Below are 24,629 nucleotides of genomic sequence, written 5' to 3'. Positions count from 1 at the left end.
CTTGAGTAACCATGCCGATCATTCCCGTGTCGATGCCAAGCCAACCTACAATCAGACGCGTCCAACTTGGCGCGTTTGTGCTGGCACTGATGTCAGCCACTTTTGCCATTGCACAGGAGCTCTGGCCAGCCCCAGCCAAGCCCCTCAAAGCACAATACAACATCTATTCCGGCGAGCTGCACAATGCCCAGCCACCGACCAGAACCGAGCGCAAGCTTGCAATCGAGATCAGCGGTCAGGCAGCAAAGGACATTTTTGCATCGCTTTATCCTGACGCCAAAGTGACCTGTAGCGGTGAGCCAGGCGAGCGGCTGCGTGCCAAAGGCGAACTATGGTGCTCGTTCTCGCCCAGTTCAGGCTATCGCTGCTGGTTGGGCTATGATTTGCGAGCAGGCAAAGTCATCGGCGGCGCCAGCTGCTGAAAGAAGCAGCAAAGGCCTGCGAGACCATGCCGAGAGGTGATTTGCTGGAGAGTATGCGGTTACGCGCCTGAGCGTTGCCTTACGCTACGCTAAGGTGACCTACGCCACCGCCACAGGCGTTACACCCGCACCGCCACCCCGCGCACAATTGAAAAAATAATAACCTCGTGCTAGCGTAGGGCTCTGATTATTTTTCCGGAGCTGCCATGCTACACCGCACTGCCCTGCTGTCCGCCATGACTTTTGCCTTGCTGCTCGGCGCCTGCAGCAACAAGGATGACGCCAATACCGACGATGCGACGGCGCAGGCTTCTGCCGAAGCCCAGGCGGCACAGGAAGCGCCGGTGGAGGCGGACAAGCCGCAACCCAAACTCGATGTCTGGCAATATGTCGGCCCGTTGCTGGCCGGCAGCTACAGCGGCGCCTGCCTGCGCATGCCGGACGCGCGCAAGCTTGACGGCACGATCAGCATCGGCGCCGATGGCAAAGTGTCGGCCAGCGACCTCAACGTCGACTTCCGCTCGTCCAAACTCGCTTCGCTGATACGCCACCACGAAGCACAAGGGCACTACCGCACGATTGCCACGCTGTCGATCGACGACACCAAGGCCGGCCTGCTGTCGCTGGTGTCCGACGGTTCGGGCAAGGAAAATACCGTGTCGCTGGCGCGCGAGGACGTGGGGCTGATCTGCAGCGAAGTCAAGGGTAGCGAGAAACTCAATGCACAGCCGCTGTACCTGGCGGTGGCTAAGCTGATCGAAGGCAAGAAGCAGAGCGTCGGCTGCCTCGATACCAAAAACCTGCTGACCAAACGCGATACCGATATTTCTGTTGAAAACGGCGTAATCAAGGTGGGCGACGACAAGTTCGATATGAAAACGGCCGTCAGCGAAGGCTTTATCTTTTCCGATGACGGCAGCACACTGTCACTGTCAGTGGTGATGCCGGAAGAGCGCACCATCAATGTCAGCTACGACGGCGCCGGCAAGCTGGTCAGCGTGATGGCGCACCACAAACAGGAAAGCACGCATTTTTGCAGCATCAAGAGCTGACGCTGCAGTTCTTTAGCGGCGTAGCGCCACCCAGCCGCGCCGCTGCAGATGGCACACACTCAGGCACAGCAGCGCCGGCAGCAGCAGGTTAAGCACTGGAACAAGCATCGTCAGGCACAGCAGCAAGCCCAGGCAATAAATGGCCGGCCGCTGGGCCTGGCACAAGCGCTTTTGCTGATCGGCATCGAGCACGCCGTCGGCTGCCGCGCCATAGATAAACCACACATTCCAGGCCAGCAGCGTGGCAACCACAACCAGCATGGCCCAGACCGGGATCAGCAGCGAGAACACCAGCAAGATGCGCTTGAACCAGCTGGGCTTGCTGCCCGCAGCGGCGGCCTCCGGCGACAGCTGCCACTGCGGATAACGGCGCGCCACTACTTCCTTGGCGCGTGCCAGAAACAGCCAGCGCAGCGGCAGGCGTGCCGTACTGATGGCGCCCACAATAAAGACCAGCACATAGAAAAAACCAGCCAGCGCCAGCAGGGCCATGACAAATTGTCCAATCGACAGCAGCGACTTGGCCACACCGCCCAGGCTGCCCGCAATATTGCCCATCTGCGAAATCGTCGGCGCGCCAGTGGTGACGGAACCGATGCCATCCATCAACCCCAATCCCAGCAAGCCCGCCACCGACACCATCGCCAACCTGCCGGCCAGTTCAAGGAAAAACTTGCCGTAGCCGATATACAGCGCAATCCACAAGCCCACCACCACCGTGCACCAGAGCGCCGAGCGCCACCATAACCCGGCGTGGCGCGCGTCGCGCAGCGCCAGGCCCAGGCACAACCATGCTTCGCCGAAGCCCAGCGACCAGTTTTTCAGTGTGTGTTTCAAGATCGGTACGACTCCATGCAAGGCTGAGCTTTTTCCGCAATATTGCCGATTGTAACTAGATCAGCTATCGGACATCGCACGAATGCCACGCAGGAAACGCGCCAATACTACTATCAACTCAGCTGATATTCTGCCGCCGGCTCAATGGCACATATTCACCGGGCAAACCGGCCACCTCCAGCGCATCGGCAAACGCCAGCAGGAATTTGGCCGGCCCGTGTTCGGACACCAGCAGCGACGCGCCCTTGTGACGCAGCAGTTTGAGCACCTCCTGCTGGTGCGCATGGTACTCGCTGGAGTTGCCGTAAAAAGTCTGGTACATCTCCAGCGTTTCCATGGCTTTCGCAGCCAGGATAAATTCGGGTTTGTCCATGGTCTTTCCTCCTTGTGGGTCGGTGGCAAAAACAGCGGTTACAGCCATCATACGCCTCAAGCTAGCGCAGTGGTTAGCTCGCCCATCTCACGTAGGTCGGATTAGCCTGGCAAAGCCAGGCGTAATCCGACAACACCGCTGCCCCCTGGATTTAAGTCTCCTCGGTTACCATACCCGCTTCCCATTCAAGGATCACCCATGCCCCTGACAAGAACCGCCCTGCCCTGGCTGCGCGCTGCCGCGCTGGCGCTGCCGCTGGCCAGCCTGTCTGCGTGCGCCAGTCCGCCTGCGCAGGAGATCCTGTTCCAGGCCACCGCACTGACGCCGTCGCAGTCATTTACCAAGGGGATCGAAGGGCCGGCCGTCGATGCGGACGGCAATATCTATGCGGTCAACTTTGCGCAGCAGCAGACCATCGGCAAGGTCACGCCAGATGGCAAGGGCGAGGTCTACCTGACGCTGCCCGGCGCCAGCATCGCCAACGGCATCCGTTTCGGCAGCCGTGGCCAGATGTATCTGGCCGACTATATCGAACACACGATCTATGTGGTCGACCCGGCCACGCGAGCGCTGACCATCCACGCGCGCGATGCGCGCATGACGCAGCCCAACGATATCGCCATTACCGCCAACGACGTGCTCTATGCGAGCGACCCGAACTGGAAAGCCAATACCGGCCGCGTGTGGCGCATCGATCCCGACGGTACCGTCACGCTGGCATTGGACACCATGGGCACGGCCAACGGCATCGAGGTCAGCCCCGATGGCGCCACGCTGTATGTCAACGAAAGCGTGCAGCGCAATATCTGGGCCTACGATATCGCGCCCGATGGCAGCTTGAGCAACAAGCGTCTGCTGATCAAGTTCGACGACTTCGGCATGGACGGCATGCGCGTCGACGTGGACGGCAATCTGTACGTGACGCGCTATGGCAAGAGCACGGTGGTCAAGCTGTCTGCGCAAGGCAAGCTGCTGCGCGAAATCAGCGTACCCGGCGCCAAGCCCAGCAACATCACCTTTGGCGGCCCCGACGGGCGCACTGCGTATGTGACGGAAGTGGTGCAAGGCCGGCTGCTGCAGTTTCGCGTCGACCGGCCGGGACTGGAGTGGCAAAGAGCGCAGGAGCGCGGGGCAAACACGGTTGGGAACCGTTAAATATCGCGTAGGTCGGATTAGGCCGCAGGCCGTAATCCGACAACATTGTTGGCCTCGATGGTGTTGTCGGATTACGCGCTGCGCGCTAATCCGACCTACGGGATGACACGCTCCGCCTTCAACCGCTCAAACAGCCTGAAAAAAGCATCAGGCGTATCCTGATAGTCGAGGAAACCAGCCTTGCGGCTCTTGCTCATGTCGGTCATCACTTCCATCGGCCGGCCCAGGTCGGCGTCGGTGTGCCACCAAGAAGCGAGGCGGCTGATATCGGCTTCGACCAGGCCGTGTTCGGCCGCGATGGCGCGCCACTGCGCATCGGCGTCCTGCATGCGCCCGGCTAGCGGCGAGATGGTATCGGGCAGGTCTGCTGCCTCCACGCCAAAATAAGCGGCCAGGCGCGGCCACAGCCACTTCCAGCGGAACACGTCGCCATTGACGATATTGAAGTCTTCATTGCGCGCTGCCAGGCTGTCGGCGGCCCAGGCCAGCTGGCGGGCAATTTGCGTGGCGTCGGTCACGTCGGACAAACCATGCCACTGCGCGGACGAACCGGGGAACACGAACGGCTGGCCGCTGGCCTTGCACAGGTTGGCGTAGACGGCCAGCGTCAGGCCCATGTTCATGGCGTTGCCCAGCGCGTAGCCGATAATGGTGTGCGGGCGGTGCACGCTCCAGCTGAAACCGTATTGCGCAGCGGCCGCGAACAAACGGTCTTCCTGCTCATAGTAGAAATTTTCCACCTCCTGGCGGCCCTGCTCTTCGCGAAACGGCGTGACCGGCACGCTGCCCTTGCCGTAGGCGTCAAACGGCCCCAGGTAATGCTTCAGGCCCGTCACCAGCGCCGCATGCTGCAGATGGCCCTGCGGTCCCAGCGCGGCCAGCACATTGCTGACCATGGCGCCATTGACGCGGATATTTTCCTGCTCGGTCGGCTGGCGCGCCCAGGCGGTAAAGAAGACATGGCTGGCAGTCACGCCGGCAAGTGCGGCGCTGGTCGCTGCCGCATCGGTAGCGTCGAACTGCAGCGCGGCGCAGCCGGCCGGCACCGGTGTGCGGCCGCGCGAGGCGCCGGTTACCTGCCAGCCCTGCGCCAGCAGATGCTCGACCAGGTTGCTGCCGATAACGCCGCTGGCGCCGATAATCAATGCATGTTTGCTCATGGTGAATGCTCCTCTGATTCTGAACTATCATCATAGTCGTGATTGAAATTCTTATCCGCGATACTATTTCAGACTATTCGTGAATCAATTTCTCAAATCATGTACGCCACCGACCATCTCAAGGGCGTTGCCCCATTTCTTGCCACGGCTGAAGCCGGCAGTTTTACCAGCGCGGCAGAACGGCTGCACCTGACCAGTTCGGCCGTCAGCAAAAGCGTGGCGCGCCTGGAGCAGCGACTTGGCGTGCTGCTGTTCGAGCGCAGCACGCGCCGCCTGGCGCTGAGCGACGCGGGGCGCGCCTATTACGCCACCTGCAAACGCGTGCTGCAGGAACTGGCCGACGCCGAACACGTGCTGACAGAGCAGACGACCGAACTGGCGGGCAAGGTGCGCATCGCCGTGCCAGCGTCTTACGGGCGCCTGCGCGTGATGCCGGTGTTGCAGCAGCTGTGCGTGCAGTATCCACAGCTGCAGCCGGCGGTCAGCTTTTCCGACCGCTTTGTCGATATGATTGAAGAGCGCATCGACATTGCCGTGCGCATCGGCGCGCCAGGCATCGCGCCGGCCGCGCTAGGGCAGCTGCAGCTGGGTTTCGAGCGGCTGATTTTCTGCGCGGCGCCGGCCTATCTGGCGCGGCGCGGCACGCCGCAGTCGCTGGTACAGCTGGAGCAGCATGACTGCATCGCCTATGGTCGTGCCGACGGCACGGCCCAGCCATGGCGCCATGCCGATGGCAGCGCACAGGGACAGGGAGAGTACCGTATCGCCGCGCCGCGCCTGATCCTCGGCGACGCCGAAGCGCGCACGGCCGCCGTGCTGGCAGGCCTGGGGATAGCGCAGGTGGCCACCTGGCTGGTGCAGCCCTATCTGGCCAGCGGCGAGCTGGTTGAGATACTGCCAGAGCTGGCCACGCCAGGCTTGCCGCTATGCCTGGCGTGGCCGCTGGCGCGCCAGCTGACGCCGAAAACCGGCGTGCTGCTGCAGGCGCTCAAGCAGACCCTGACGATCAATTAATACAGCACGTTCTTCGCTTCTGGCAGATCGACGTTTGCCTTGGTCACGATCACCACGCCGGTATTGACGAAGGGCTCGACTTTTTTGCCTTCGATCAGCTTGACCAGGGTTTTCACGCCCAGCGCGCCCATCGAGTACGAACCTTGCACGGCGGTCGCATACAGGGTGCCGTCCTTGACGAAGTTTTTCAGGTCTTCGTTGCCGTCAAAGCCCACGGCGATCACCTTGCCAGCCTTGCCAGCCTGGGCGATCGCGCGGCCCATGCCCACGGCGGTCGGCTCGTTGGCGCCGAAGATGCCTTTCAGGTCAGGGTTCGAGGCGAGCACGTCGGTGGTCTGGTTCAGCGCGGTGGCCATCTGCGACTGCGAGTAATAGGTGCCAACGATCTGCAGCTGCGAGTTCTTCTCGATATAGCGCTTGAAGCCGCCCACGCGGCCCGTCTCCGAACCGGCGCCGGCCACATACGACATCACGGCGATCTTGCCGGTCTTGCCCACCTGCGAGATCAGCGCCTTGGCACTGGCTTCGCCGGCCGCTTCATTGTCGGTCGACAGGAAGGACTGGTAGTAGCGCTTGCCGCTGTCGGCCACCAGGGAGTCGATCAGCACCACGGGAATCTTGGCTTCCCAGGCTTTTTTCAGCGCTGGCACCAGTGCGTCCGGGTCGGACGCTGCCAGCACGATGCCAGCCACTTTGCGCGTGACGGCGTTTTCCACCATGCTGACCTGGTCGGCAATCGCCGACTCCGAAGCCGGGCCCTGGAAGGTCATGCTGTAGCCCTTGGCGTCAGCCATGCTGGCGGTGGCGCCCTTCTTCACGTTCTGCCAGTAGTTCGAGTTAGTGGTCTTGACGATCACCGCGATTTCCTTCGGTGCAGCGAAAGCGGCGCCGGCCGACAGCGTCATGGCGGCGGCCAAGAGGCCGAGGGAAGTTGCTTTGATGGTGTTGATGGCTTTCATTGTCGTCCTCATTTGGTTTTAGATTTATGGGTGGGTCAAACTAACGAACATCACTGCAGGTACTACTGAAACGCCGCCGGCGTGTCTCACGCGCCGGCAGCTTCCAACTCAGGCGCGGTTGCGCTTCTGATCGATCCAGACGGTCAGCAGGATGACCAGTCCGATAATGATTTGCTGGATAAAGCTCGATACGCCATTCATGTTCAGGCCATTGCGCAAAATGCCGATCACGAACGAGCCGATCACGGTGCCGGAAATGGTGCCGATACCGCCGATCAGCGAGGCGCCGCCGATCACCGCACTGGCAATCGCATCGAGTTCATACATCACGCCTTCGTTCGGCTGCGCTGTCACCAGGCGCGACATCAGCACGCAGCCGGTCAGGCCGGACAAGGCACCCGACAGCGTGTACACCAGCAGCGTGACGCGATTGACCTTGACGCCCGACAGACGCGCCGCTTCGGCGTTCGAGCCGACCGCATAGATATGGCGGCCAAAGGTGGTACGGCTGAGCATGATGGATACGGCCACGGCGATGACCACCATCAGCACCACCGGATACGGAATACCGGGGAAGACCACTTCCGGGAACGTGCCGCCGGTATCGCGCTCGATGCGAAACAGCACGCCGTTACCGAGTTCGCCGAAGGACTCGCCCAGGCCGGAAATGGCGCGTGCACCGGTGACCTGCAGCGCCAGGCCGCGCGCGATCAGCATCATGCCCAGCGTGGCGATAAACGGCGGCAGCTTGAGGCGGGTAATGCAGAAACCGTTGACGGCGCCGCACATGGCGCCCACCATGATCCCGCCCAGCATGGCCAGCGGTACCGGCATGCCGCTCTTGACCAGCAGCGCAGCGGCCACGCCGGCCAGCGCCAGCACCGAGCCGGAACTCAGGTCAATGCCGCCGGTAATAATCACGCAGGTGGCGGCGATGCCCAGGTAGGCAATCGAGGTGACCTGCAGCGCCACGCTCATGCCGTTGCTGACCGAGAAGAAGGCGTCGCTGGTCAGCGAAAACACCAGCAGCAGCAAGGACAGGCTGCCGACAGCGGCAAATTTTTGTATCAGTTCTTTATTCATGTTCATGTTCATGACTGGCTTTCTTGTTTTAGTGGACTGCCTGATGATGTGTGCCTGCACCTGCACTGCTGCCAGCACCTGCGGTGCGGCCCGAGGCCAGATGCATGATCTCTTCCTGTGACGATTCGCGCGTGTTGACGATGCCGCTGATGCGCCCTTCGTGGAACACCGCCACGCGGTCGGTCATGCCCATGATTTCGGGCAGCTCGGAAGTGATCATCACCACCCCGATGCCTTCCGAGGCCAGTTTATCGAGCAGCTGATAGATGGCGAACTTGGCGCCCACATCAATGCCGCGCGTCGGTTCATCGAAAAAGATGATCTTCGATTCGCGGTATAGCCATTTGCTGATGACGATCTTCTGCTGGTTGCCGCCCGACAGATTCTTGGCGATCTGGCGCGAAGTCGGCGTCTTGATGCCGAGCGCCGCGATATACTTTTTCGCCACCGCCTCTTCGCGTGCAAAGTCGATAAAGCCGAAGCGGTTCGACAGGCCCGACACATTGGTCAGCGTCAGGTTCGAGGCAACCGACATGCGGATCGCCAGGCCATGCGTCTTGCGGTCTTCCGACAGGTAAGCGATGCCATGGTCGATGGCGTCGATGGGCGAGTCGACCGTAATGGCTTCGTCGCCAAGGTAGATCGCGCCGCTGGTCAACGGGTCGGCGCCAAAAATGGCGCGCGCCACCTCGGTGCGCCCGGCGCCCATCAGGCCCGAAAAACCGAGGATTTCGCCGCGGCGCAGGTCAAAGCTCAGCGGCCCGAATACATCCTTGCGGTACAGGTCTTTCACGCTCAGCAGCACTTGATCGGTCGGCACCGAGACGCGCTCGGGGAATTTTTCATCGAGCGTGCGGCCCACCATGCGCGCCACGATGGCGTCAAGCGTGGTGTCGGCAAAGGCGTCGGTACACACGTATTTGCCGTCGCGCAGGATCGTCACGCGGTCGATAATGTGCGCCATCTCTTCCAGTCGGTGCGAGATATAGACGATGCTCACGCCATTGCGCTTGATTTCATTGATGATCTCGAACAGCTGCACCGTCTCGCTTTCGGTCAGCGACGACGTCGGCTCGTCCATGATCAGCACTTCCGTATTGAGCGACAGCGCCTTGGCGATTTCCACCATCTGCTGCTGCGCACAAGACAGGTCCTTGACCAGCTGGCGCGGATCGATGCGCAGCTTGAGCCGGTCCAGCAGCGCCTGCGCGTCGGCGCGCATCTTCTTGCGGTCGATAAAAAAGCCGCGCACCGGTTCGCGCGCGAGAAAAATGTTTTCCGCCACGCTCAGGTGCGGGATCAGGTTCAGTTCCTGGTGAATGATGGCGATGCCGGCCGCTTCCGCGTCCACGCTGCAGGTAAAGCGGCAGGTCTTGCCCTTGTAGACCAGCTCGCCCTCGTCGGCCTGGTACACGCCGCTCATGACCTTCATCAGGGTCGACTTGCCGGCGCCGTTCTCGCCGCACAGCGCATGCGCCTCGCCGCGACGCAGGCTGAAGCTGACATTGTCGAGCGCCAGCACGCCGGGGAAGCGCTTGCTGACGTTCTTGAGCGCCAGGATCTCTTCGGATTGATTCATGGTGTGTCTCCTCCACTACGCTATAAGCGGCTGCGCCCATGTTCTATGCATGTTGATGGCGCAGCTTGTCGCAAACCTCAGCCGTCGATCAGCGCCGGGTTCCACGCATGCACGGTCTGCTGCTGCTCGCCCAGGCCTTCGATCCCCAGGCGCATGGTGTCGCCCGGTTTCAGGAACACGGCGGCCGGTTTCTGCCCCATGCCCACGCCCGGCGGCGTGCCGGTGCTGATAATGTCGCCCGGGTACAGCGTCATGAAGCGGCTGATATAGCTGACCAGCTGCGCCACGCCGAACACCATGGTCTTGGTCGAACCGTCCTGCACACGCTTGCCATTTACTTCCAGCCACAGGCCCAGTTTTTGCGGGTCGGCCACTTCATCGCTGGTCACCAGCCACGGGCCGACGGGACCGAAGGTATCGCAGCCCTTGCCCTTGTCCCACTGGCCGCCGCGCTCGAGCTGGTATTCGCGCTCGGAGACATCGTTGACGACACAGTAACCGGCCACGTGCGACAGTGCATCGGCTTCCGACACATAGCGCGCGGTGGTGCCGATCACCACACCGAGTTCAACTTCCCAGTCAGTCTTTTTCGAATCCTGCGGCATTACCACCGCATCGTTGGCGCCCACCACCGCGCTGGTCGCCTTCATGAACAACACCGGCTCGGCCGGCACCGCCATGCCCGATTCGGCTGCATGGTCGGCGTAGTTCAGGCCCACGCAAATGAACTTGCCCACGCCACTCCATGGCGGCGCAATGCGGCCAGGATTGGCCACCAGCGGCAGGCTGTCGATATCGAGTGCAGCCAGCTTGGCCAGGCCTTCCTTGCCCAGCGTGGCGCCGGTAATATCGGCCAGCACGCCCGACAGGTCGCGCACGCCGCCGTTGGCGTCCAACAGTGCAGGTTTTTCCGCGCCCTTGGCGCCTATACGCATCAGTTTCATTGCTATCTCTTTCTGTTGTAATTAGTTGGACCAGCCACCGTCGATGGTGTGGACCATGCCGGTGGTGAATGCCGATTCATCGGATGCCAGGTATAGCGCCAGCGCGGCGATTTCCTCGGCCTTGCCGACGCGGCCCATCGGCTGGCGCGCCACGAACGCGGCCTGCACTTCGGCCACTGTCTGGCCGCTAGCCTGGGCCTGGGCGGCGATACGCTCCTTGAGCGAAGGCGACTCGATGGTGCCGGGGCAGATCGCATTGCAGCGGATGCCGCGCGTGACAAAGTCAGCCGCCACCGATTTGGTCATGCCCACCACGGCCGCTTTCGAGGCGCCGTAGATAAAGCGGTTCGGTGCGCCTTTGACGCTGGAAGCCACCGACGACATATTGACGATCGAGCCGCCGCCCTTTTCCAGCATGCCCGGCAGTACGGCGCGCATCAGGTGGAACATCGAACGCGCATTGATATCGAACGAGCGGTCCCACGCCTCGTCGCTGCATTCGAGGATGGTTCCGCCGTCGACAAAACCGGCGCAGTTGAACAGGATATCGACCGGGCCGATTTCCTTGATCAGCGTGGCGATGGCGTCGCCATCGGTCACGTCAAGCAGGTGGGTGGTGCAGCCGGTCTGCTCCCTGAGCGTATCGAGCTGCGCCTGGTTGATATCGGTGGCGATCACGCGTGCGCCTTCTCGCACGAATGCCTCTGCCGTGGCGCGGCCGATGCCCTGGCCGGCGGCGGTCAGCAGTGCTGTTTTGCCTTGTAGTCTGGCGGTCATGCTGGTCTCCTTGGTACTGTTATTTTTTATGGCTGACCCTATGATTTCCGGGTCTGCTTTTAATCTACGTGAAAAACCTGTTCCATCATTGCCCAGTGCTCACCTTCGGCGCGCGAGGCCAGCGGCTGCTGGCATGGCGAACAGAAGGTCCACCAGCGGCGCGTTTCGGCATGGTCGGCAATCGCGGCCATATCGGCCTCGAAGTCGCTGCCGTGGTATTCCCAGTAACCGAACAGCAGGTTCTCAGGCTGGCGCAAGAAGATCGAATAATTTTTTACATGCGCCTGCGCGAGGCGTTCCAGCACCTGCGGCCAGACCGCCGCGTGCAGCGATTTGTATTCATCGATGCGTTCGGGTGCGATGCCGATGACCATTCCCATTCTTTGCATGCTGATTCCTCCAATAATTCATGTTGGTTTACGCCGTTCCGGCTAAACCAACCTACGGCCTGCGTCGTGTCGGCGTAGGTTGACGTAGGTTGGCTTAGCCGGCCCTGGCCGGCGTAAGCCAACACCACCACACCCTCATTCCAGCCCGTAAAACCGCACAGCATTCAAGCCAAAAATGCGCTCACGCTGCGCTTCAGGCAAATGCGCCAGCAGCGTTTCGCTTGCCGCCAGCCAGGCGCTGTAGCCGCCTGCCAAGTCGACCACCGGCCAGTCGCTGCCCCAGATCACGCGCTGTGGTCCGAACACGGCCAGCACATGCGATACGTAAGGGCGCAGGTCTTCCACGCGCCACTGCGGCTTTGCTTCCGTCACCAGCCCGGACATTTTGCAGTGCACGTTCGGCAGCGCCGCCAGTTGTGCCATGTCCTCGCGCCAGTTGCCAAACGCAGCGTCAAGAATCGGCGGCTTGGCGGCATGGTCGATCACGATGGGCAGCACCGGATAAGCGCGCGCCATCTGCAGCAGTGCCGGCAGGTGGCGCGGCAGCACCAGCGCGTCAAAGCGCAGGCCGTGTTCCACCATGGCGTCCAGTGCCGGCGCCAGGCGCGCATCGCCGATCCAGGCATCGTCGTCCAGGTCCTGCAGCATCGGGCGCAAGCCTTTCAACAGCGGCTGCGCGGCCAGGCGGGCAATGCGCTCCGGTGCGTCCTGCGCCAGCAAGTCGGTCCAGCCCACTACGGCGCGGATAAAAGCGGTTTTTTCAGCCAGCGCCAGCATCCAGTCGGTGTCCGATTCCAGCGGCATCGACTGCACCAGCACCGTGCCGTCCACGCCGTGTTCGGCCAGCAGCGGCGCCAGGTCGGCTGGTGCAAAGTCGCGGTAGATGGCGGCCAGCGAAGGCGGCGGCCAGCTGCCTGCACGCGCAGCCAGTTGCCAGCAGTGCTGGTGAGCGTCGATGCGCATCATGCGCCCTCTCCGGACACTGACAGCGGCAGCGGCGCGCGTGCATCGATCAGACCTGCATCGCGCAGCGCCAGCCACAATCCGTCCGGGATTGGCGTAGCAAACCACGCAAGGTTCTGGCGCAGCTGGGCCAGGTCCTGGCCGCCCGGAATGCAGGAGGCCACGACCGGGTGGGCCAGCGGGAACTGCAGCGCGGCCGCCTGCAGCGGCACCTTGAATTCGCGGCAGATGGCATCGAGCTGGGCAACGCGCGCCAGTACCGCTGGCGGTGCATCGGCGTAATTGAATTTGCCGTTACCGGCCAGCACGCCCGAATTGAACGGTCCGCCGATCACGATGGCGTTGCCGCGCTGTTCGCACAGGTCGAGCAGTGGCGACAGCGACTCCTGCTCGAGCAGCGTATAGCGCCCGGCCAGCAGCGTGCAGTCCAGATCGGCATATTCCATGGCGCGCAGCACTGCCGCGCTTTCATTGACGCCCAGGCCAAACGCCTTGATCTGGCCGCTGGCGCGCAGCTCTTCGAGCGCGCGAAAGCCGCCGCCGTCGATCAGCTGGCGCCAGTAGACATCATCGTTTTCGCCATGGGTGACGCGCCCGATATCGTGCACGAACAGGATATCGATGGACGCCAGGCCCAGGCGCTGCAGACTGTCTTCATGCGAGCGCAGCACGGCATCGTAAGAATAATCATAGTGCGGCCGAAACGGCAGCGGCGCAGCAAAGCCGTCGTCGCCCGGCTGCACGCTGGCATCGGCGCGCAGCAAGCGGCCCACCTTGGTGGCGATCACGAACTCGTGGCGAGGACGCTGGCGCAGGGCATTGCCCACGCGGCGCTCGGACAGCGTGTAGCCGTAGTACGGCGCCGTGTCGTAGAAGCGCACACCGGCGTCCCACGCGCCTTCCAGCGTGGCCTGCGCCTGCGCTTCGGTCACCGCGTGATACAGCCCGCCCAGCGGCGCGCAGCCCATGCCGATGCACGGCAGCGACAGGCCGCCGCGCGGTAAATTGATGCGTTGGTCGACATTCATCGCGCTCTCCTTCAGGCCGCGCGCAGCGGGAAGCAGCCCGGCCCGACCGCATCGAACTGCTTGTAGGTCAGCACGAACTCCTGGTGACCCAGGTCTTCCGAGCGGCTCATTTCACCGGCCGCCACGCGCAGCACGGCGTCGACGATTTCTGCGCCCACCTCTTCCAGGCTTGCTTCGCCGGTCAGGATCTTGCCGGCGTTGATATCCATGTCGTCGGACAGGCGCTCGAAGGTTTGCGGATTGGCGCAGACCTTGATCACCGGCGAGATGGCCGAGCCGACCACCGAACCGCGGCCGGTGGTAAACAAGGTGATGTGCGCGCCGCAGGAAATCAGTTCGACGATTTCCGCATTGTCGGACACGTTCGGAAAGCCGAAGCGCGGCTCGCCATCGGGCACCACGTCAAGCAGGTACAGGCCGCCACCGGCTGGCTGGTCGCCAGGCTTCAAAATGCCGACAATCGGTGAGGAACCGCTCTTGGCATAGGCGCCCAGCGACTTTTCCTCCTGCGTGGTCAGGCCGCCATCGGCGTTACCGGGCGAGAAGCTGCCATGGCCCATGATGGTGTAATAGCGCGCCGCCTTGGCCACGGTGGCCACGATGGCGTCGCCGAGACCCGGCGTCACGGCGCGGCGCTGCATATGGTATTCGCAGCCAACCAGCTCACCGGTTTCCTCGAAAATGCACGGGCTGCCGGCAGCAATCAGGGTGTCGAACGCCACGCCGACGGCCGGATTGGCGCTGATGCCACTGGTGCTGTCGGAGCCGCCGCAGATGGTGGCCACCACCAGTTCGTCAATGGCCATCGGCACGCGCTGCTGCTGCGCCAGGTGCTCCAGCGCCCAGCTGATCCACTCGACGCCGCTGCGCACACTGGGGCGCGTGCCGCTGTTTTCCTGGATGGTGATGGTATGGACCGGGCGGTCACTGTCGGCCACGGCGCTCGACAGGCCATATTTATTGAAGCCTTCGCAGCCGAGCGACACCAGCAGCACGGCGCCCACGTTCGGGTGCGTCAGCAGGCGGCGCATCACCTGGTCGGCATAGTCGTTCGGAAAGCAGCCGGTAAAGCCGATCAGGTGCACGTCCTGGCCGGGAAAGGCGTTGACCATCTGGCGCGCCACATGGTGCGCGCATTCGACCATATAGGCCACCACCACGATATTGCGGATGCCCTTGCGGCCATCGGCTCGTGGAAAGCCGGTCAGTTGCGACACCAGTGCGGCGTTGGCGGGAGCGACTGGATTGTGGGTAGGTGCGTTCATTATTTGGCTTCCTTGTCCAGGAAATGATGGCCGTCCTGGCCCAGCGTGTAAGTGGGGATGTAGTCGCTTTCCAGGTTATGCGTATGGATATGTTCGCCGATGCCGACCGGCGCGGTGATGCTGCCGATCAGGGCGCCATAGCGCAGCACCTTGTCGCCCACGGCCAGCGCGCGGCGCGCTACCTTGTGGCCGATCAGGATGTTTTGCGACAGTGTGACGGCCTGGCCGTCGATGGTGACGGTGTCACCCTTGGCAAGCGCGGTGCGCGCAATCATGCAGTTGTCCTCGGGGGACATCAGCAGCAGGCTCGATACTGGCGTGGCGATGCTCATGGCTGGCCCTCCGCGGTGATGCGGCAGGCCGTGACGGCGCTGCCTAGTGTTGGTCGGTTTTGTGCTGTGTCAGTGCGTCGCGCGTGCTGATCGAATCGAGCATGGTGCTGCGCGAAGAGTTCAGGTGCAACTTCATGGAATCGAGCGCCTTGGGCACGTCGTGCTCGGCCAGCGCCCGCAGGATGGCCAGGTGCTCCTGTACCGCATATTTGTTGCGGCCCTTTTCCTCGCCCTTGTCCCACTGGTAGTGATAGTGGAACACGAACGAGACGATATCGTAGAAGCCCTGCGCAAAGCGGTTGTTCAAGAGCCCGATCAGAAAAGTATGAAACTCGCGGTCCAGCGCCGGAAAGGCGTTGTGGCGCGTGTCGATTTTCTCCGCCAGCTTTTCGTGCTGGCGTATCAGCCGCGCCAGTTCCGCATACGCCGGATCGCCGGGCGGCAGGCTGCCAAATTTCTCTACGGCCGCCATCTCGAACATGCGCCGCATGTCGGCCAGCTCGGTGGCAAACGAGGGATCGAACGCACAGAGGCGCCAGCCGCCGCGCGGCTTCTTCTCGATCAGGCCAAAACGCGAAAAGCCGATCAGAAACTCGCGCACGCTGACCGTCGACGCACCGGCCTCGCGCGCCAGCTCGGCTTCCGAAAACTCGGCGCCCGGCGGCATGTCGCGCTGGTACACGCGTTCCATCAGCACCTGCTGGATGCGCTCCGCGCCCGACTGCAGCTCGGCGATATCGAAGTAGTCGCCCGGTATCGGCTTGCGCAGCAGGCGCCGTTCCGCCACGCTGGCAATGAGCCGCCGCGTGGCCAGGTAGGCAATCGCGCTCCGGATGGCGGTGCGGCTGCCCTGGCAGATCGTGCTCAGATAATGCTCCGTCGGCAGCATCTCGCCCACGGCCACATTCTCGGCCAGATATTGCAGTAGCAGGTTCGAACTGCGCTTGAAGACGGTGGCCGGTTTTGACATGGGATAGACGCGCTATGTCAGCGACTAGGGTAAGGAAAGAGGAAGGCATTTTAGTCGATATCGGTTGAAACCGGCATGGCTTGTGGCTTTCCGACCCATTGTGCGCAGTTGCTGGCAGGGCTGTCATTGCGCGCCACCCTTGAGCAGGGCATGCAGGCGCGGTTGCGCCAGGCCCGGGCACAGCTGATGCGCCAGCGCCACTACCGGCGCCATGCGGCGCGCGATTTTCTGTGCGTGGTTCTGCGCGATATCGGCCAGCCGGTGCGCCAGAAACGGATTGGCAAAGCGCTCCCTGACCTGGGCCAGATAGGCTACGCTGGCTTGTGCTTCGGCTTCGCCCATGGCGGCAAATACGGGCAGCACTTCATCCTGCCACAGCGACTCCAGTGCTGCCAGCATGGCCCCATCAGCCATCGCCTCGCGCACCGTCATGCCGGCCGGGCTGCCGCGATCCTGCCACAGCTGCGCCAGATACGTGTGGCCCAGATTGAGCAGGAACAGCTTGCGCTGCTCGTACTGTTGCAGGCTGTCGGTTACCACCACTTGCGGATGGGTGCACGGCAGCAGCATGCCGGGCTGCGCTTCGATGGCCCACAGCCCATACGGTTCGGCCACGGCTCCAATCGGCTCGATGGCTTCGGACACAATACGGTCAACCAGCGAATTGACCCAGATGCAGCCGCTTTCCAGGTAAGCGATGGCATCGAACGGCAGCTGCCAGTCGCGCGCCAGCGATACCACCAGCTCGCGCAAGACGCTGCCGTTGTCGACCACCAGTTCGCACGGGTAGAGCGTGATCGGCGCGGCGCCAGCCAGAAAGCGGCCGTACAGCAGCACCAGCAGCTTGGCCGGAAAACTGGCCGGTACGACGTCGCCGTCAAGCATGCCGGCATGATCGCCTTCGCTCAACTGATAGCCGGTGTCGCCGGTATTGGACAAAATAATGCGTGCATGGCTAGCCGCATGCCGGCGCACAGCTTGCCAGTCGCTGCCGGTCTGCCACGCCTGCGTGACTGCGGTTGCGCGGCGCTCTTCGTCGATCACGACGCCGTCCTGAAAGCCACGGATGCGCACCGGATAGCCGCCGCTCTGGCGAAACGCCGCCACACGACCGGCGCCTTGGGCGCTGCCAGTGGTCTGCACAATGGTGATCGGGCCCAGCGCGCGGCCTTCGGCCAGTGCTTCGCTGACAAACAGGTCGGCATGCGCCTGCAGAAAGCGGCTGGTGCCGAACTGCAGTATCGGATTGGTATCTGTCTGGCTCATCTCAGACCTCGACGATGGCCTTGATGACGCCGGCCGACGGCTGCATCCATTGCTCCAGCACGCCCGTGAATTCATCGAGCGTGGTGCGGTGCGTATTGAGCAAGCCGGTTGGCACCAGGCCCGCTTTCATGGCGACGACCACCTCTTCAAAATCTTCGGCCGTGGCGTTGCGGCTGCCCAGCAGATTGGTTTCGCGTTTGTGGAATTCAGGGTCGGAGAACGACAGGCGCTCGCGCACGATGGACACCAGCACATAGCTGCCGCCGTGGGCGACAAATTCCAGGCCGCGCTCCATGGCGGCGATATTGCCGGTGGCGTCAAACACCACGTCGAAAAACTCACCGTCGGTGGCCTCGCTTAACTGCGCCTTGTCCTGTTCGCCCAGTGCCACCGTGCGTGCAATGCCCAGCGCGTCCTGGCAGAACTGCAGGCGATCGGCGCGGCCGTCGAGCACCGTCACGTCAGCGCCTTTCAGGCGAGAGAACAGCATCACAGCCATGCCGATCGGACCGGCGCCCACCACCAGCACGCGCTTGCCGGCACCGACTGAACCCCGCTTGACGGCATGCATGCCGATGGCGAGGAACTCGATCATGGCCGCATCGTCGAGCGAAATGCCTTCGGTCTTGAAGACAAAGCGCGATGGCAGCGCCACGTATTCGGCCAGGCCGCCGTCGCGATGCACGCCCAGCACTTCGATGCGGGTGCAGCAGTTGGTCTTGCCCTGGCGGCAGGCCACGCAGGTACCGCACGACAGGTACGGCATGATGTAGACCTGGTCGCCTTCGGCCAGGTGCGAACCTGCCGGAGCGCTGGCTACATGGCCGGACAGCTCATGGCCCATCACGCGTGGATAAGTGAGAAATGGCTGCGTGCCACGGAAGATATGCATGTCGGTGCCGCAGATGCCAATGCGGCGGATGCGCACCAGCACTTCATCGCCGGTCGGCACGGGCAGCGGACGCTGCTCCATGCGCAGGGAACCCGGCGTATCGCAAACGATACTTTTCATCATGGTTGTCTCTCTCGCCATCCGGTCTTTGCCGGTGGCATATTATATTTAACGTACAAACCAACTGTGAAAAAAATCCGTCTGTGCGGATTGTCTTTCCAGTCTGCTGATGGCGCATCGAATCACGGAAGCTTTATCTCTTGCGTCTGATTCTTGCTGCGCCGCACAACGATTATTCCGTCATTCCATGTTGCACTTCATCGCGGCTTGCGGTCAGCGATCTGCGCCGCTGACCCATCTGCGATTTGGTTTTATAAATATACCGTACAAAAAAAATGGGGTCAACGGATTCTTTTCACTCATTTTTTTCTTACCGACTTGACACACGCGCCGTATATTCGCGCTTGACCATGACGCAGCGTCAGGCTGCAAGCTGCAAGCACGCACTGAAGAAAGGACACCGCCATGCTGTTGAAAATCGGCGAACTGGCCAGCCGCACCGGGCTGACCATCCGCACCCTGCATCACTACGACCGCATCGGCCTGCTCTCGCCTTCGGCGCGCACGCCGGCTGGCTACCGTCTGTACCAGCACAGCGACCTGGCTAGGTTGCACCGGATCATGGCGCTGCGCAAATTCGGATTGTCGCTGGCCGAAATTGCCACCTCGCTGGCCAAACCGGAGCTGCCCCTGGGCGCCATCGTGCAGCAGCAGATCGCCATGCTGGAGCAGCAGATTGCAAAGGCCAGCAGCCTGCGTGAACGGCTGCGCGACCTGCAGCAGCAACTGGCGCAGGGACAGGAACCGGAACTGGCCGAGTGGCTCACTACCATGGAGCAAATGACCATGTACGACAAATACTTTTCACCGCAAGAACTGCAGCAATTGCCGATGCTGTCGAACCCCACCATCGAACAGGAATGGCAGGCGCTGGTCGCGCGCGTGCGCGCACTGCAGGCATCCGGGGTTGACGCGCAAAGCGCACAGGCGCAGGCGATTGCCACCGAATGGATGGTCAAGCTGGCGCGCGACACCAATGCCGACCCCAGCCTGTTTGCAAAGCTCAACAGCATGCATCAACAGGAGCCGTCGCTGCAGTCGAGCACCGGCATCGATGCGGCGCTGATGGGCTTTGTCACCAGCGCTTTCAATGCCTCGCGCATTGCGCTGTACCGCCCTTATCTGAACGACGCCGAGTACGCGCACCTGGCCGCCAATTACGGTGCGCGCTCCGGTGAATGGCCGCCCCTGATTGCTGCCGTGCGCGCCAGCATGGACGCACAAGTGCCGGCGCAAGACGACCGCGTGCTGGCGCTGGCGCGGCAATGGCTGGCGCTGTTTCGCAGCTACGCCGGCCGTGATCCGGCCACGCAGCTGAAGTTCCGCCAGGCGCACCAGGAGGAACCGCGCCTGGCGCAGGGCAGCTTTGTCACGCCGCAGATGATGGCCTACCTGGCGCCGGCCATGGCGCGCGTGGCTGGCGAATAAAACCGCGCCGCGCATGTAGAATCGGCCATCTTGACTGAGGACACAACGATGCGCCGATTCTTTATTTTGCTGTCATGCCTGCCTGCTCTTGCGCAGGCAGCAATCGAACCTGCCAACGGCGAACTGGCCGGCGTCTGGCAGGGGAAACTCGGCAACGCCGACATTACTGCCTGCTTCAACCTGCCCAGCAAATACGACAACCGTGGCAACTACTACTATGCGCGCCACAAGACGCCGATCGGCCTGCTGCAAAGCGAGGGCCAGCGCGTCTGGAACGAAGTGACCGATGGCGATGCCAAGACCGGCAGCTGGCAACTGGCGCAGCCGAAAAACAATCAGGTCACGGGCACCTGGAAGCATCCGACCACTGGCAAGACACTGCCTGTTTCGCTGATGCTGGTGCGCCCTCCCACTGGCGAAGAGCAGCCGTGCGCCAGCGCTGCCTACAACACTGCGCTCGAGGATTTTCCCAAGTTGATCACCAGCCGCCCACTGCTGTTCAAGGATCGCCAGGACCGCCAGTTCCGCAGCCTGCGCCTGGCCGACCAGATGACGGTCGAACTGCTGGCGCCCGGCACACCGGTGGCAGCGATCAACCGCCAGCTGCGCGCGGTGCTGCCCAAGACCAAAAAAGACCTGGCCGAATATTTCGAGCAGCGCCGCAATTTCCTCGGCATGAATGGCATGATGATGGAAGACGAACTGCATGCCGAACCGTCCTTCTGGTCCGCGCGCCATGTAACAGTCAGCTTCTACCGCTGGGCCGCCGGCATGGGACGCAACGGCATCAGCAACGACTTTCGCACCTGGGATCTGCAGACGGGCAAGGAGGTCGATGTGTGGAGCTGGTTCGGCAGCAAATCGCAGGAAGGCACCAGCGACATGAGCCCCCTGCCACCCAAATTGCGCGCGCTGCTGTTCAAGGACGTGGTGCAGGATGACGAATGCAAAACCGACTACCAGGGCCGCGGCAACTACCACCTGAGCTTGACCGACAGCGGCGTGCGCTTCTGGGAAGAAGCTTATGGCAGCGGCTGCGAGCAGGAGTTCACGCTACCCTATGCGAAACTGGCGGCGCTCATGACGCCGCAGGGCAAGGCAGCGCTGCTGCCTTGAATCCAACCAAGCCAGGCAGCATCGTAGGTTGGATTAGCCGGAACGGCGTAATCCAACGATCAGGCGAGGCCGCCGAAGCGCTTCGGGTCGTAATCCGGCAGCATGGTTGGCGCCTGCGCTGTTGTCGGATTACGCGGCTTTGCCGCTAATCCGACCTACGTACCCTCCCCCAAGGTCGTTGCCGCCGCCGAGGTCCACGCGCGGCAGCATGGCGGGCAGCATCGTAGGTTGGATTAGCCGGAACGGCGTAATCCAACGATCAGGCGGGGCCGCCAAAGCGCTTCGGGTCGCAATCCGGCACCATGGTTGGCGCCTGCGCTGTTGTCGGATTACGCGGCTTTGCCGCTAATCCGACCTACGTGCTCTCCCTCGAGGTCGTTGCCGCCGCCGAGGTCCACGCGCGGCAACATGGCGGGCAGCATCGTAGGTTGGATTAGCCGGAACGGCGTAATCCAACGATCAGGCGAGGCCGCCAAAGCGCTTCGGGTCGCAATCCGGCACCATGGTTGGCGCCTGCGCTGTTGTCGGATTACGCGGCTTTGCCGCTAATCCGACCTACTTGCTCCCCCCTCAGTTACACAGGCGCCACCAGCCCCGCCACCATCTCCGCCGTGGCTGCCGCCAGCGTCCATCCCAGGTGGCCATGGCCGGTATTGTAGAACACGCCGGGGGCGCGGCCGGGGCCGACGCGCGGCAGCATGGCGGGCAGCATCGGGCGCAGGCCGGCCCAGGGAATGACACGGCGGGTGTTCACACCGGGGAAATGCTGCTCCACCCAATGCAGCAGCGGGGCGATGCGGTCGGCGCGGATGTCGCGGTTCATGCCGTTGAATTCTGCCGTGCCGGCCACGCGCAGGCGGTCTTCGCCGAGGCGGCTGCTGACCAGCTTGGTGGCGTCGTCGAGCAGGCTGACGGTGGGCGCGCCAGCGCGGCTGGCGGCGTCGTCCAGGTGCACGGTAATCGAATAGCCTTTGACCGGATAGACATTGACCCGGTCACCCAGCATGGCGGCAAGACGGCGGCTGGCCGCGCCGGCGCAGATCACCACGGCGTCGAATACGGCGCTATCGCCCTCGGTCGCAACGCGCACCTGTCCTCCTTCGCGCGTCAGCGCGGTGACGTTGCTGCCATAGCGACAGTCGACGCCGCGTCGCACGCAGGCGTCGGCCAGGCCGCTGGTAAATTTGTGGATATCGCCGGTGGAATCGCTGTCGGTGTAGTAGCCTCCATAAAACTTCCCGGCCAGCGTCGGCTCAATGGCGCGCATTTCTGCCGGCGTGACGGCGCGGCGCACCAGACCGGCCCTGGCCAGCAGCTGTGAAACGCCGGCGGCGCGCTCGAAGCTGGCGCGCTCGCGGTAGACATGCAGGATGCCGGCGCGGCGATGGTCAAAATCGATGCCCTCTTCTTCGGCCCACGCAAACAGATGCGCGCGCGCGGCAATGGCCATGCGCGCGGTGGCCACCGTATTGCGCTCGTAGTGCGGCATGGCGGCCAGGAACTGGGCAAACCACGACAGCTTGTGCCAGGTCGGCTGCGGATGCAGCAGCAGCGGCGCATCGCGCCTGGCCATCCATTTCAGGGCGTTGATCATGGTGGCCTTGTGGTTCCACGCTTCCGCGTGCGAGGCCGACAGCTGGCCGCCATTGGCAAACGAAGTTTCCATGGCGGCGTAGCGGTGCTGCTCGATCAGCGTGACCTCCACCCCGCGCCGCACAAGTGCATAGGCGGTGGTCACGCCGGTAATGCCGCCACCGATCACCGCCACGCGCGTCATGGCTGCACCTTGCGCACGACGGTATCGCTTGCCTGCAGCACATGACCGTCTTCAGCCTGTACCGCCAGCGTACGCAGCGCGGCGCCGCTGCCCTGCTCGAGCAACTGCGAATGCGCTTCGCCGGGCGCAAACAGCTGCGCCTCGCTCCACTGCCGCAGGGCCACCACCACCGGGAACAGGCTGCGCCCCTTGTCGGTCAGCACATACTCCTGGTAGGCGGTACCGTCCGACGCTGGCGCCACCGAAAAAATCCCCTCCTCGACCAGCGCCTGCAGACGGTCGGCCAAAATGTTGCGCGCCACGCCCAGGCTTTTCTGGAACTGGCCGAAGCGGCGCATGCCGTCAAAGGCGTCGCGCACGATCAGCAGCGACCAGCGCTCGCCGACCACATCGAGCGCGCGCGCGACGGGACAGCTATCGGTTTTCAGGCTCTTGCGTTTTGCCACAGCGTGCCTCCTGTTGAGTGGTTGCATTTTAAAACTTCCTGGCATAGACTCCAACTGGTTTTAATTTGCAACCACTTTAGGATACCTGATGTCTTCTTCTATTTCCCTGTCCAAGCCGCTGGTGTGGCTGTTTGCCGTTGCCAGCGGCTTGTCGGTAGCCAATGTGTACTATGCCCAGCCCCTGCTCGATGTGCTGGCGCGCGAATTCGGCCTGACGCAGTCGAACAGCGGCCTGGTGATCAGCGCCACCCAGCTCGGCTGCGCGCTGGCGCTGCTGTTGCTGGTACCACTGGGCGACATGCTGAACCGGCGCCGCCTGATGCTGGCGCAGCTGGCACTGCTATGCCTGGCGCTGGCCGCCCTGTCCGGTGCGACGTCGACTGCCGCCCTGCTGGCCGGCATGCTGCTGGCCGGCTTGCTGGGCACGGCCATGACACAGGGCCTGATTGCCTACGCCGCCAGCGCCGCCGGCGCGCACGAACGAGGCAGTGTGGTGGGCACGGCGCAGGCCGGTGTCGTGATCGGCCTGCTGCTGGCGCGCACGCTGTCCGGCCTGGTGGCGCAATGGGCCAGCTGGCGCGCCGTCTATCTGCTGTCGGCTGCCATCTCGCTGGCGCTGCTGATGCTGTTGTGGCGTATGCTGCCGCCGGTGCAGGTGCCACAGAAAAAGCTGTCGTATGGTGCGCTGCTGGCGTCGATGCTGTCGATGCTGGCGACCCACCGCGTGCTGCAGGTGCGCGGCATGCTGGCCATGCTGATGTTTGCCGCCTTCAGCATCTTCTGGAGCGCGCTGGTGTTCCCGTTGACGGCGCACGGTTACGGCCATGCGGCGGTGGGCGCTTTCGGACTGGTGGGGGTGTTCGGGGCACTCGGCGCGGCGCGCGCCGGCGCGCTGGCCGACCGCGGTCGCGCCCAGTGGACTACAGGCGCAGCGCTGTTGCTGCTGCTGGCCTCGTGGCTGCCATTGAGCTTTGCCGGCAGCGCCCTGTGGCCGCTGGTGATCGGCATTATCGCGCTCGACCTGGCCGGCCAGGCCATCCATGTGACCAACCAGAGCCTGATTTTCAAGGACGGCAGCGACGCGCACAGCCGGCTGGTGGCCTGCTATATGCTGTTTTATGCGGTGGGGAGCGGGCTGGGGGCGATTGCTGCCACCAGCGCCTATGCGGCTGGCGGGTGGCAGGCGGTGTGTGCGCTGGGGGCGGCGGTCAGTGCGGTGGCACTGGGGTTCTGGCGGGCGACGCTGGAGCACGCCAACACGGCGGCGTAAGTACCGGGCCTG

General features: G+C 63.1%; 25 protein-coding genes. 7 read left to right on the top strand and 18 right to left on the bottom strand.

The window, feature by feature from the left end; translation table 11 throughout:
- Window positions 1-11 precede the first annotated feature (11 nt).
- Window positions 12-422, top strand: a complete 411-nt coding sequence (locus tag GCM43_RS18225; protein ID WP_152246889.1) for a hypothetical protein — start codon at window positions 12-14, stop codon at window positions 420-422.
- 206 nt (window positions 423-628) lie between these two features.
- A complete protein-coding gene (locus GCM43_RS18220; RefSeq protein ID WP_152246886.1) occupies window positions 629-1,474 on the top strand; it encodes a hypothetical protein in 846 nt (281 codons plus the stop codon).
- 12 nt (window positions 1,475-1,486) lie between these two features.
- Here the strand turns inward: GCM43_RS18220 and GCM43_RS18215 are convergent, their stop codons facing one another.
- Window positions 1,487-2,311, bottom strand: coding sequence for a hypothetical protein (locus tag GCM43_RS18215; RefSeq protein ID WP_152246884.1), 825 nt, complete (start codon window positions 2,309-2,311; stop codon window positions 1,487-1,489).
- Window positions 2,312-2,429: 118 nt separating this feature from the next.
- Complete coding sequence (locus tag GCM43_RS18210; RefSeq protein ID WP_152246883.1) at window positions 2,430-2,684, bottom strand: hypothetical protein; 255 nt, start codon at window positions 2,682-2,684, stop codon at window positions 2,430-2,432.
- 198 nt (window positions 2,685-2,882) lie between these two features.
- Here GCM43_RS18210 and GCM43_RS18205 point away from each other — a divergent pair, with 198 nt between their 5' ends.
- Window positions 2,883-3,839, top strand: a complete 957-nt coding sequence (locus GCM43_RS18205) for an SMP-30/gluconolactonase/LRE family protein (protein ID WP_152246881.1) — start codon at window positions 2,883-2,885, stop codon at window positions 3,837-3,839.
- Between the two features lie 95 nt (window positions 3,840-3,934).
- Here GCM43_RS18205 and GCM43_RS18200 read toward each other — a convergent pair whose 3' ends face one another.
- Window positions 3,935-4,999, bottom strand: a complete 1,065-nt coding sequence (locus GCM43_RS18200) for an SDR family oxidoreductase (protein WP_152246879.1) — start codon at window positions 4,997-4,999, stop codon at window positions 3,935-3,937.
- A gap of 99 nt (window positions 5,000-5,098) precedes the next feature.
- Between GCM43_RS18200 and GCM43_RS18195 the strand changes: the two genes are divergently transcribed.
- Window positions 5,099-6,013, top strand: a complete 915-nt coding sequence (locus GCM43_RS18195) for a LysR family transcriptional regulator (RefSeq protein ID WP_152246877.1) — start codon at window positions 5,099-5,101, stop codon at window positions 6,011-6,013.
- On the opposite strand, the gene GCM43_RS18190 is transcribed toward GCM43_RS18195, so the two are convergent.
- From GCM43_RS18190 to GCM43_RS18130, 13 genes are all read right to left on the bottom strand, one after another.
- The gene (locus GCM43_RS18190) at window positions 6,010-6,918 is read right to left on the bottom strand and encodes an ABC transporter substrate-binding protein (RefSeq protein ID WP_413770966.1); all 909 of its coding nucleotides are present in this window, start codon (window positions 6,916-6,918) and stop codon (window positions 6,010-6,012) included. The genes GCM43_RS18195 and GCM43_RS18190 overlap by 4 nt on opposite strands.
- A 162-nt stretch (window positions 6,919-7,080) precedes the next feature.
- Window positions 7,081-8,061, bottom strand: a complete 981-nt coding sequence (locus GCM43_RS18185; RefSeq protein ID WP_413770965.1) for an ABC transporter permease — start codon at window positions 8,059-8,061, stop codon at window positions 7,081-7,083.
- 22 nt (window positions 8,062-8,083) lie between these two features.
- A complete protein-coding gene (locus GCM43_RS18180; protein WP_152246871.1) occupies window positions 8,084-9,634 on the bottom strand; it encodes a sugar ABC transporter ATP-binding protein in 1,551 nt (516 codons plus the stop codon).
- Window positions 9,635-9,711: 77 nt separating this feature from the next.
- Window positions 9,712-10,578 (bottom strand): fumarylacetoacetate hydrolase family protein, encoded by an 867-nt coding sequence (locus tag GCM43_RS18175; protein ID WP_152246869.1) that lies wholly within the window; start codon window positions 10,576-10,578, stop codon window positions 9,712-9,714.
- 21 nt (window positions 10,579-10,599) lie between these two features.
- Window positions 10,600-11,355 (bottom strand): SDR family oxidoreductase, encoded by a 756-nt coding sequence (locus tag GCM43_RS18170; protein ID WP_152246867.1) that lies wholly within the window; start codon window positions 11,353-11,355, stop codon window positions 10,600-10,602.
- A 59-nt stretch (window positions 11,356-11,414) separates the two neighbouring features.
- Window positions 11,415-11,744 (bottom strand): L-rhamnose mutarotase, encoded by a 330-nt coding sequence (locus tag GCM43_RS18165; RefSeq protein ID WP_152246865.1) that lies wholly within the window; start codon window positions 11,742-11,744, stop codon window positions 11,415-11,417.
- A gap of 135 nt (window positions 11,745-11,879) precedes the next feature.
- Window positions 11,880-12,710 carry an amidohydrolase family protein gene (locus tag GCM43_RS18160; RefSeq protein ID WP_226929547.1) on the bottom strand — a complete coding sequence of 277 codons (831 nt, stop codon included), beginning with the start codon at window positions 12,708-12,710 and terminating at the stop codon, window positions 11,880-11,882.
- Window positions 12,707-13,735 carry an aldo/keto reductase gene (locus GCM43_RS18155; RefSeq protein ID WP_152246863.1) on the bottom strand — a complete coding sequence of 343 codons (1,029 nt, stop codon included), beginning with the start codon at window positions 13,733-13,735 and terminating at the stop codon, window positions 12,707-12,709. Before GCM43_RS18155 ends, GCM43_RS18160 begins: the two co-directional genes overlap by 4 nt.
- A gap of 11 nt (window positions 13,736-13,746) precedes the next feature.
- Window positions 13,747-15,000 (bottom strand): UxaA family hydrolase, encoded by a 1,254-nt coding sequence (locus GCM43_RS18150; RefSeq protein ID WP_193315670.1) that lies wholly within the window; start codon window positions 14,998-15,000, stop codon window positions 13,747-13,749.
- Window positions 15,000-15,332: a UxaA family hydrolase gene (locus GCM43_RS18145; protein ID WP_152246861.1), complete on the bottom strand. Its 333-nt coding sequence runs from the start codon at window positions 15,330-15,332 to the stop codon at window positions 15,000-15,002. Before GCM43_RS18145 ends, GCM43_RS18150 begins: the two co-directional genes overlap by 1 nt.
- A gap of 43 nt (window positions 15,333-15,375) precedes the next feature.
- Window positions 15,376-16,302: a GntR family transcriptional regulator gene (locus GCM43_RS18140; protein WP_152246859.1), complete on the bottom strand. Its 927-nt coding sequence runs from the start codon at window positions 16,300-16,302 to the stop codon at window positions 15,376-15,378.
- Window positions 16,303-16,425: 123 nt separating this feature from the next.
- On the bottom strand, window positions 16,426-17,568 hold the full coding sequence (locus tag GCM43_RS18135; RefSeq protein WP_152246857.1) for a mannitol dehydrogenase family protein: 1,143 nt from the start codon (window positions 17,566-17,568) through the stop codon (window positions 16,426-16,428).
- Between the two features lies 1 nt (window position 17,569).
- On the bottom strand, window positions 17,570-18,580 hold the full coding sequence (locus GCM43_RS18130; RefSeq protein WP_152247167.1) for a zinc-binding alcohol dehydrogenase family protein: 1,011 nt from the start codon (window positions 18,578-18,580) through the stop codon (window positions 17,570-17,572).
- Between the two features lie 405 nt (window positions 18,581-18,985).
- Between GCM43_RS18130 and GCM43_RS18125 the strand changes: the two genes are divergently transcribed.
- The gene (locus tag GCM43_RS18125; protein WP_152246855.1) at window positions 18,986-20,008 is read left to right on the top strand and encodes a MerR family transcriptional regulator; all 1,023 of its coding nucleotides are present in this window, start codon (window positions 18,986-18,988) and stop codon (window positions 20,006-20,008) included.
- Window positions 20,009-20,056: 48 nt separating this feature from the next.
- Window positions 20,057-21,124: a hypothetical protein gene (locus GCM43_RS18120; protein ID WP_152246847.1), complete on the top strand. Its 1,068-nt coding sequence runs from the start codon at window positions 20,057-20,059 to the stop codon at window positions 21,122-21,124.
- 574 nt (window positions 21,125-21,698) lie between these two features.
- On the opposite strand, the gene GCM43_RS18115 is transcribed toward GCM43_RS18120, so the two are convergent.
- Window positions 21,699-22,901, bottom strand: a complete 1,203-nt coding sequence (locus GCM43_RS18115) for a D-amino acid dehydrogenase (protein WP_152246845.1) — start codon at window positions 22,899-22,901, stop codon at window positions 21,699-21,701.
- On the bottom strand, window positions 22,898-23,347 hold the full coding sequence (locus tag GCM43_RS18110) for a winged helix-turn-helix transcriptional regulator (RefSeq protein ID WP_193315669.1): 450 nt from the start codon (window positions 23,345-23,347) through the stop codon (window positions 22,898-22,900). The genes GCM43_RS18115 and GCM43_RS18110 overlap by 4 nt, the downstream gene beginning before the upstream one ends.
- An 88-nt stretch (window positions 23,348-23,435) precedes the next feature.
- Here GCM43_RS18110 and GCM43_RS18105 point away from each other — a divergent pair, with 88 nt between their 5' ends.
- Entirely contained in the window at window positions 23,436-24,617 is a 1,182-nt protein-coding gene (locus tag GCM43_RS18105; RefSeq protein WP_152246841.1) for an MFS transporter, read from the top strand.
- Window positions 24,618-24,629: the final 12 nt, after the last annotated feature.

It is taken from the genome of Janthinobacterium aquaticum (assembly GCF_009208565.1).
In the GTDB taxonomy this organism is placed as follows: domain Bacteria; phylum Pseudomonadota; class Gammaproteobacteria; order Burkholderiales; family Burkholderiaceae_D; genus Janthinobacterium.
The sequence above is the reverse complement of the archived record's forward strand: the minus strand, read 5'-3'. Positions and strand labels throughout refer to the sequence as shown.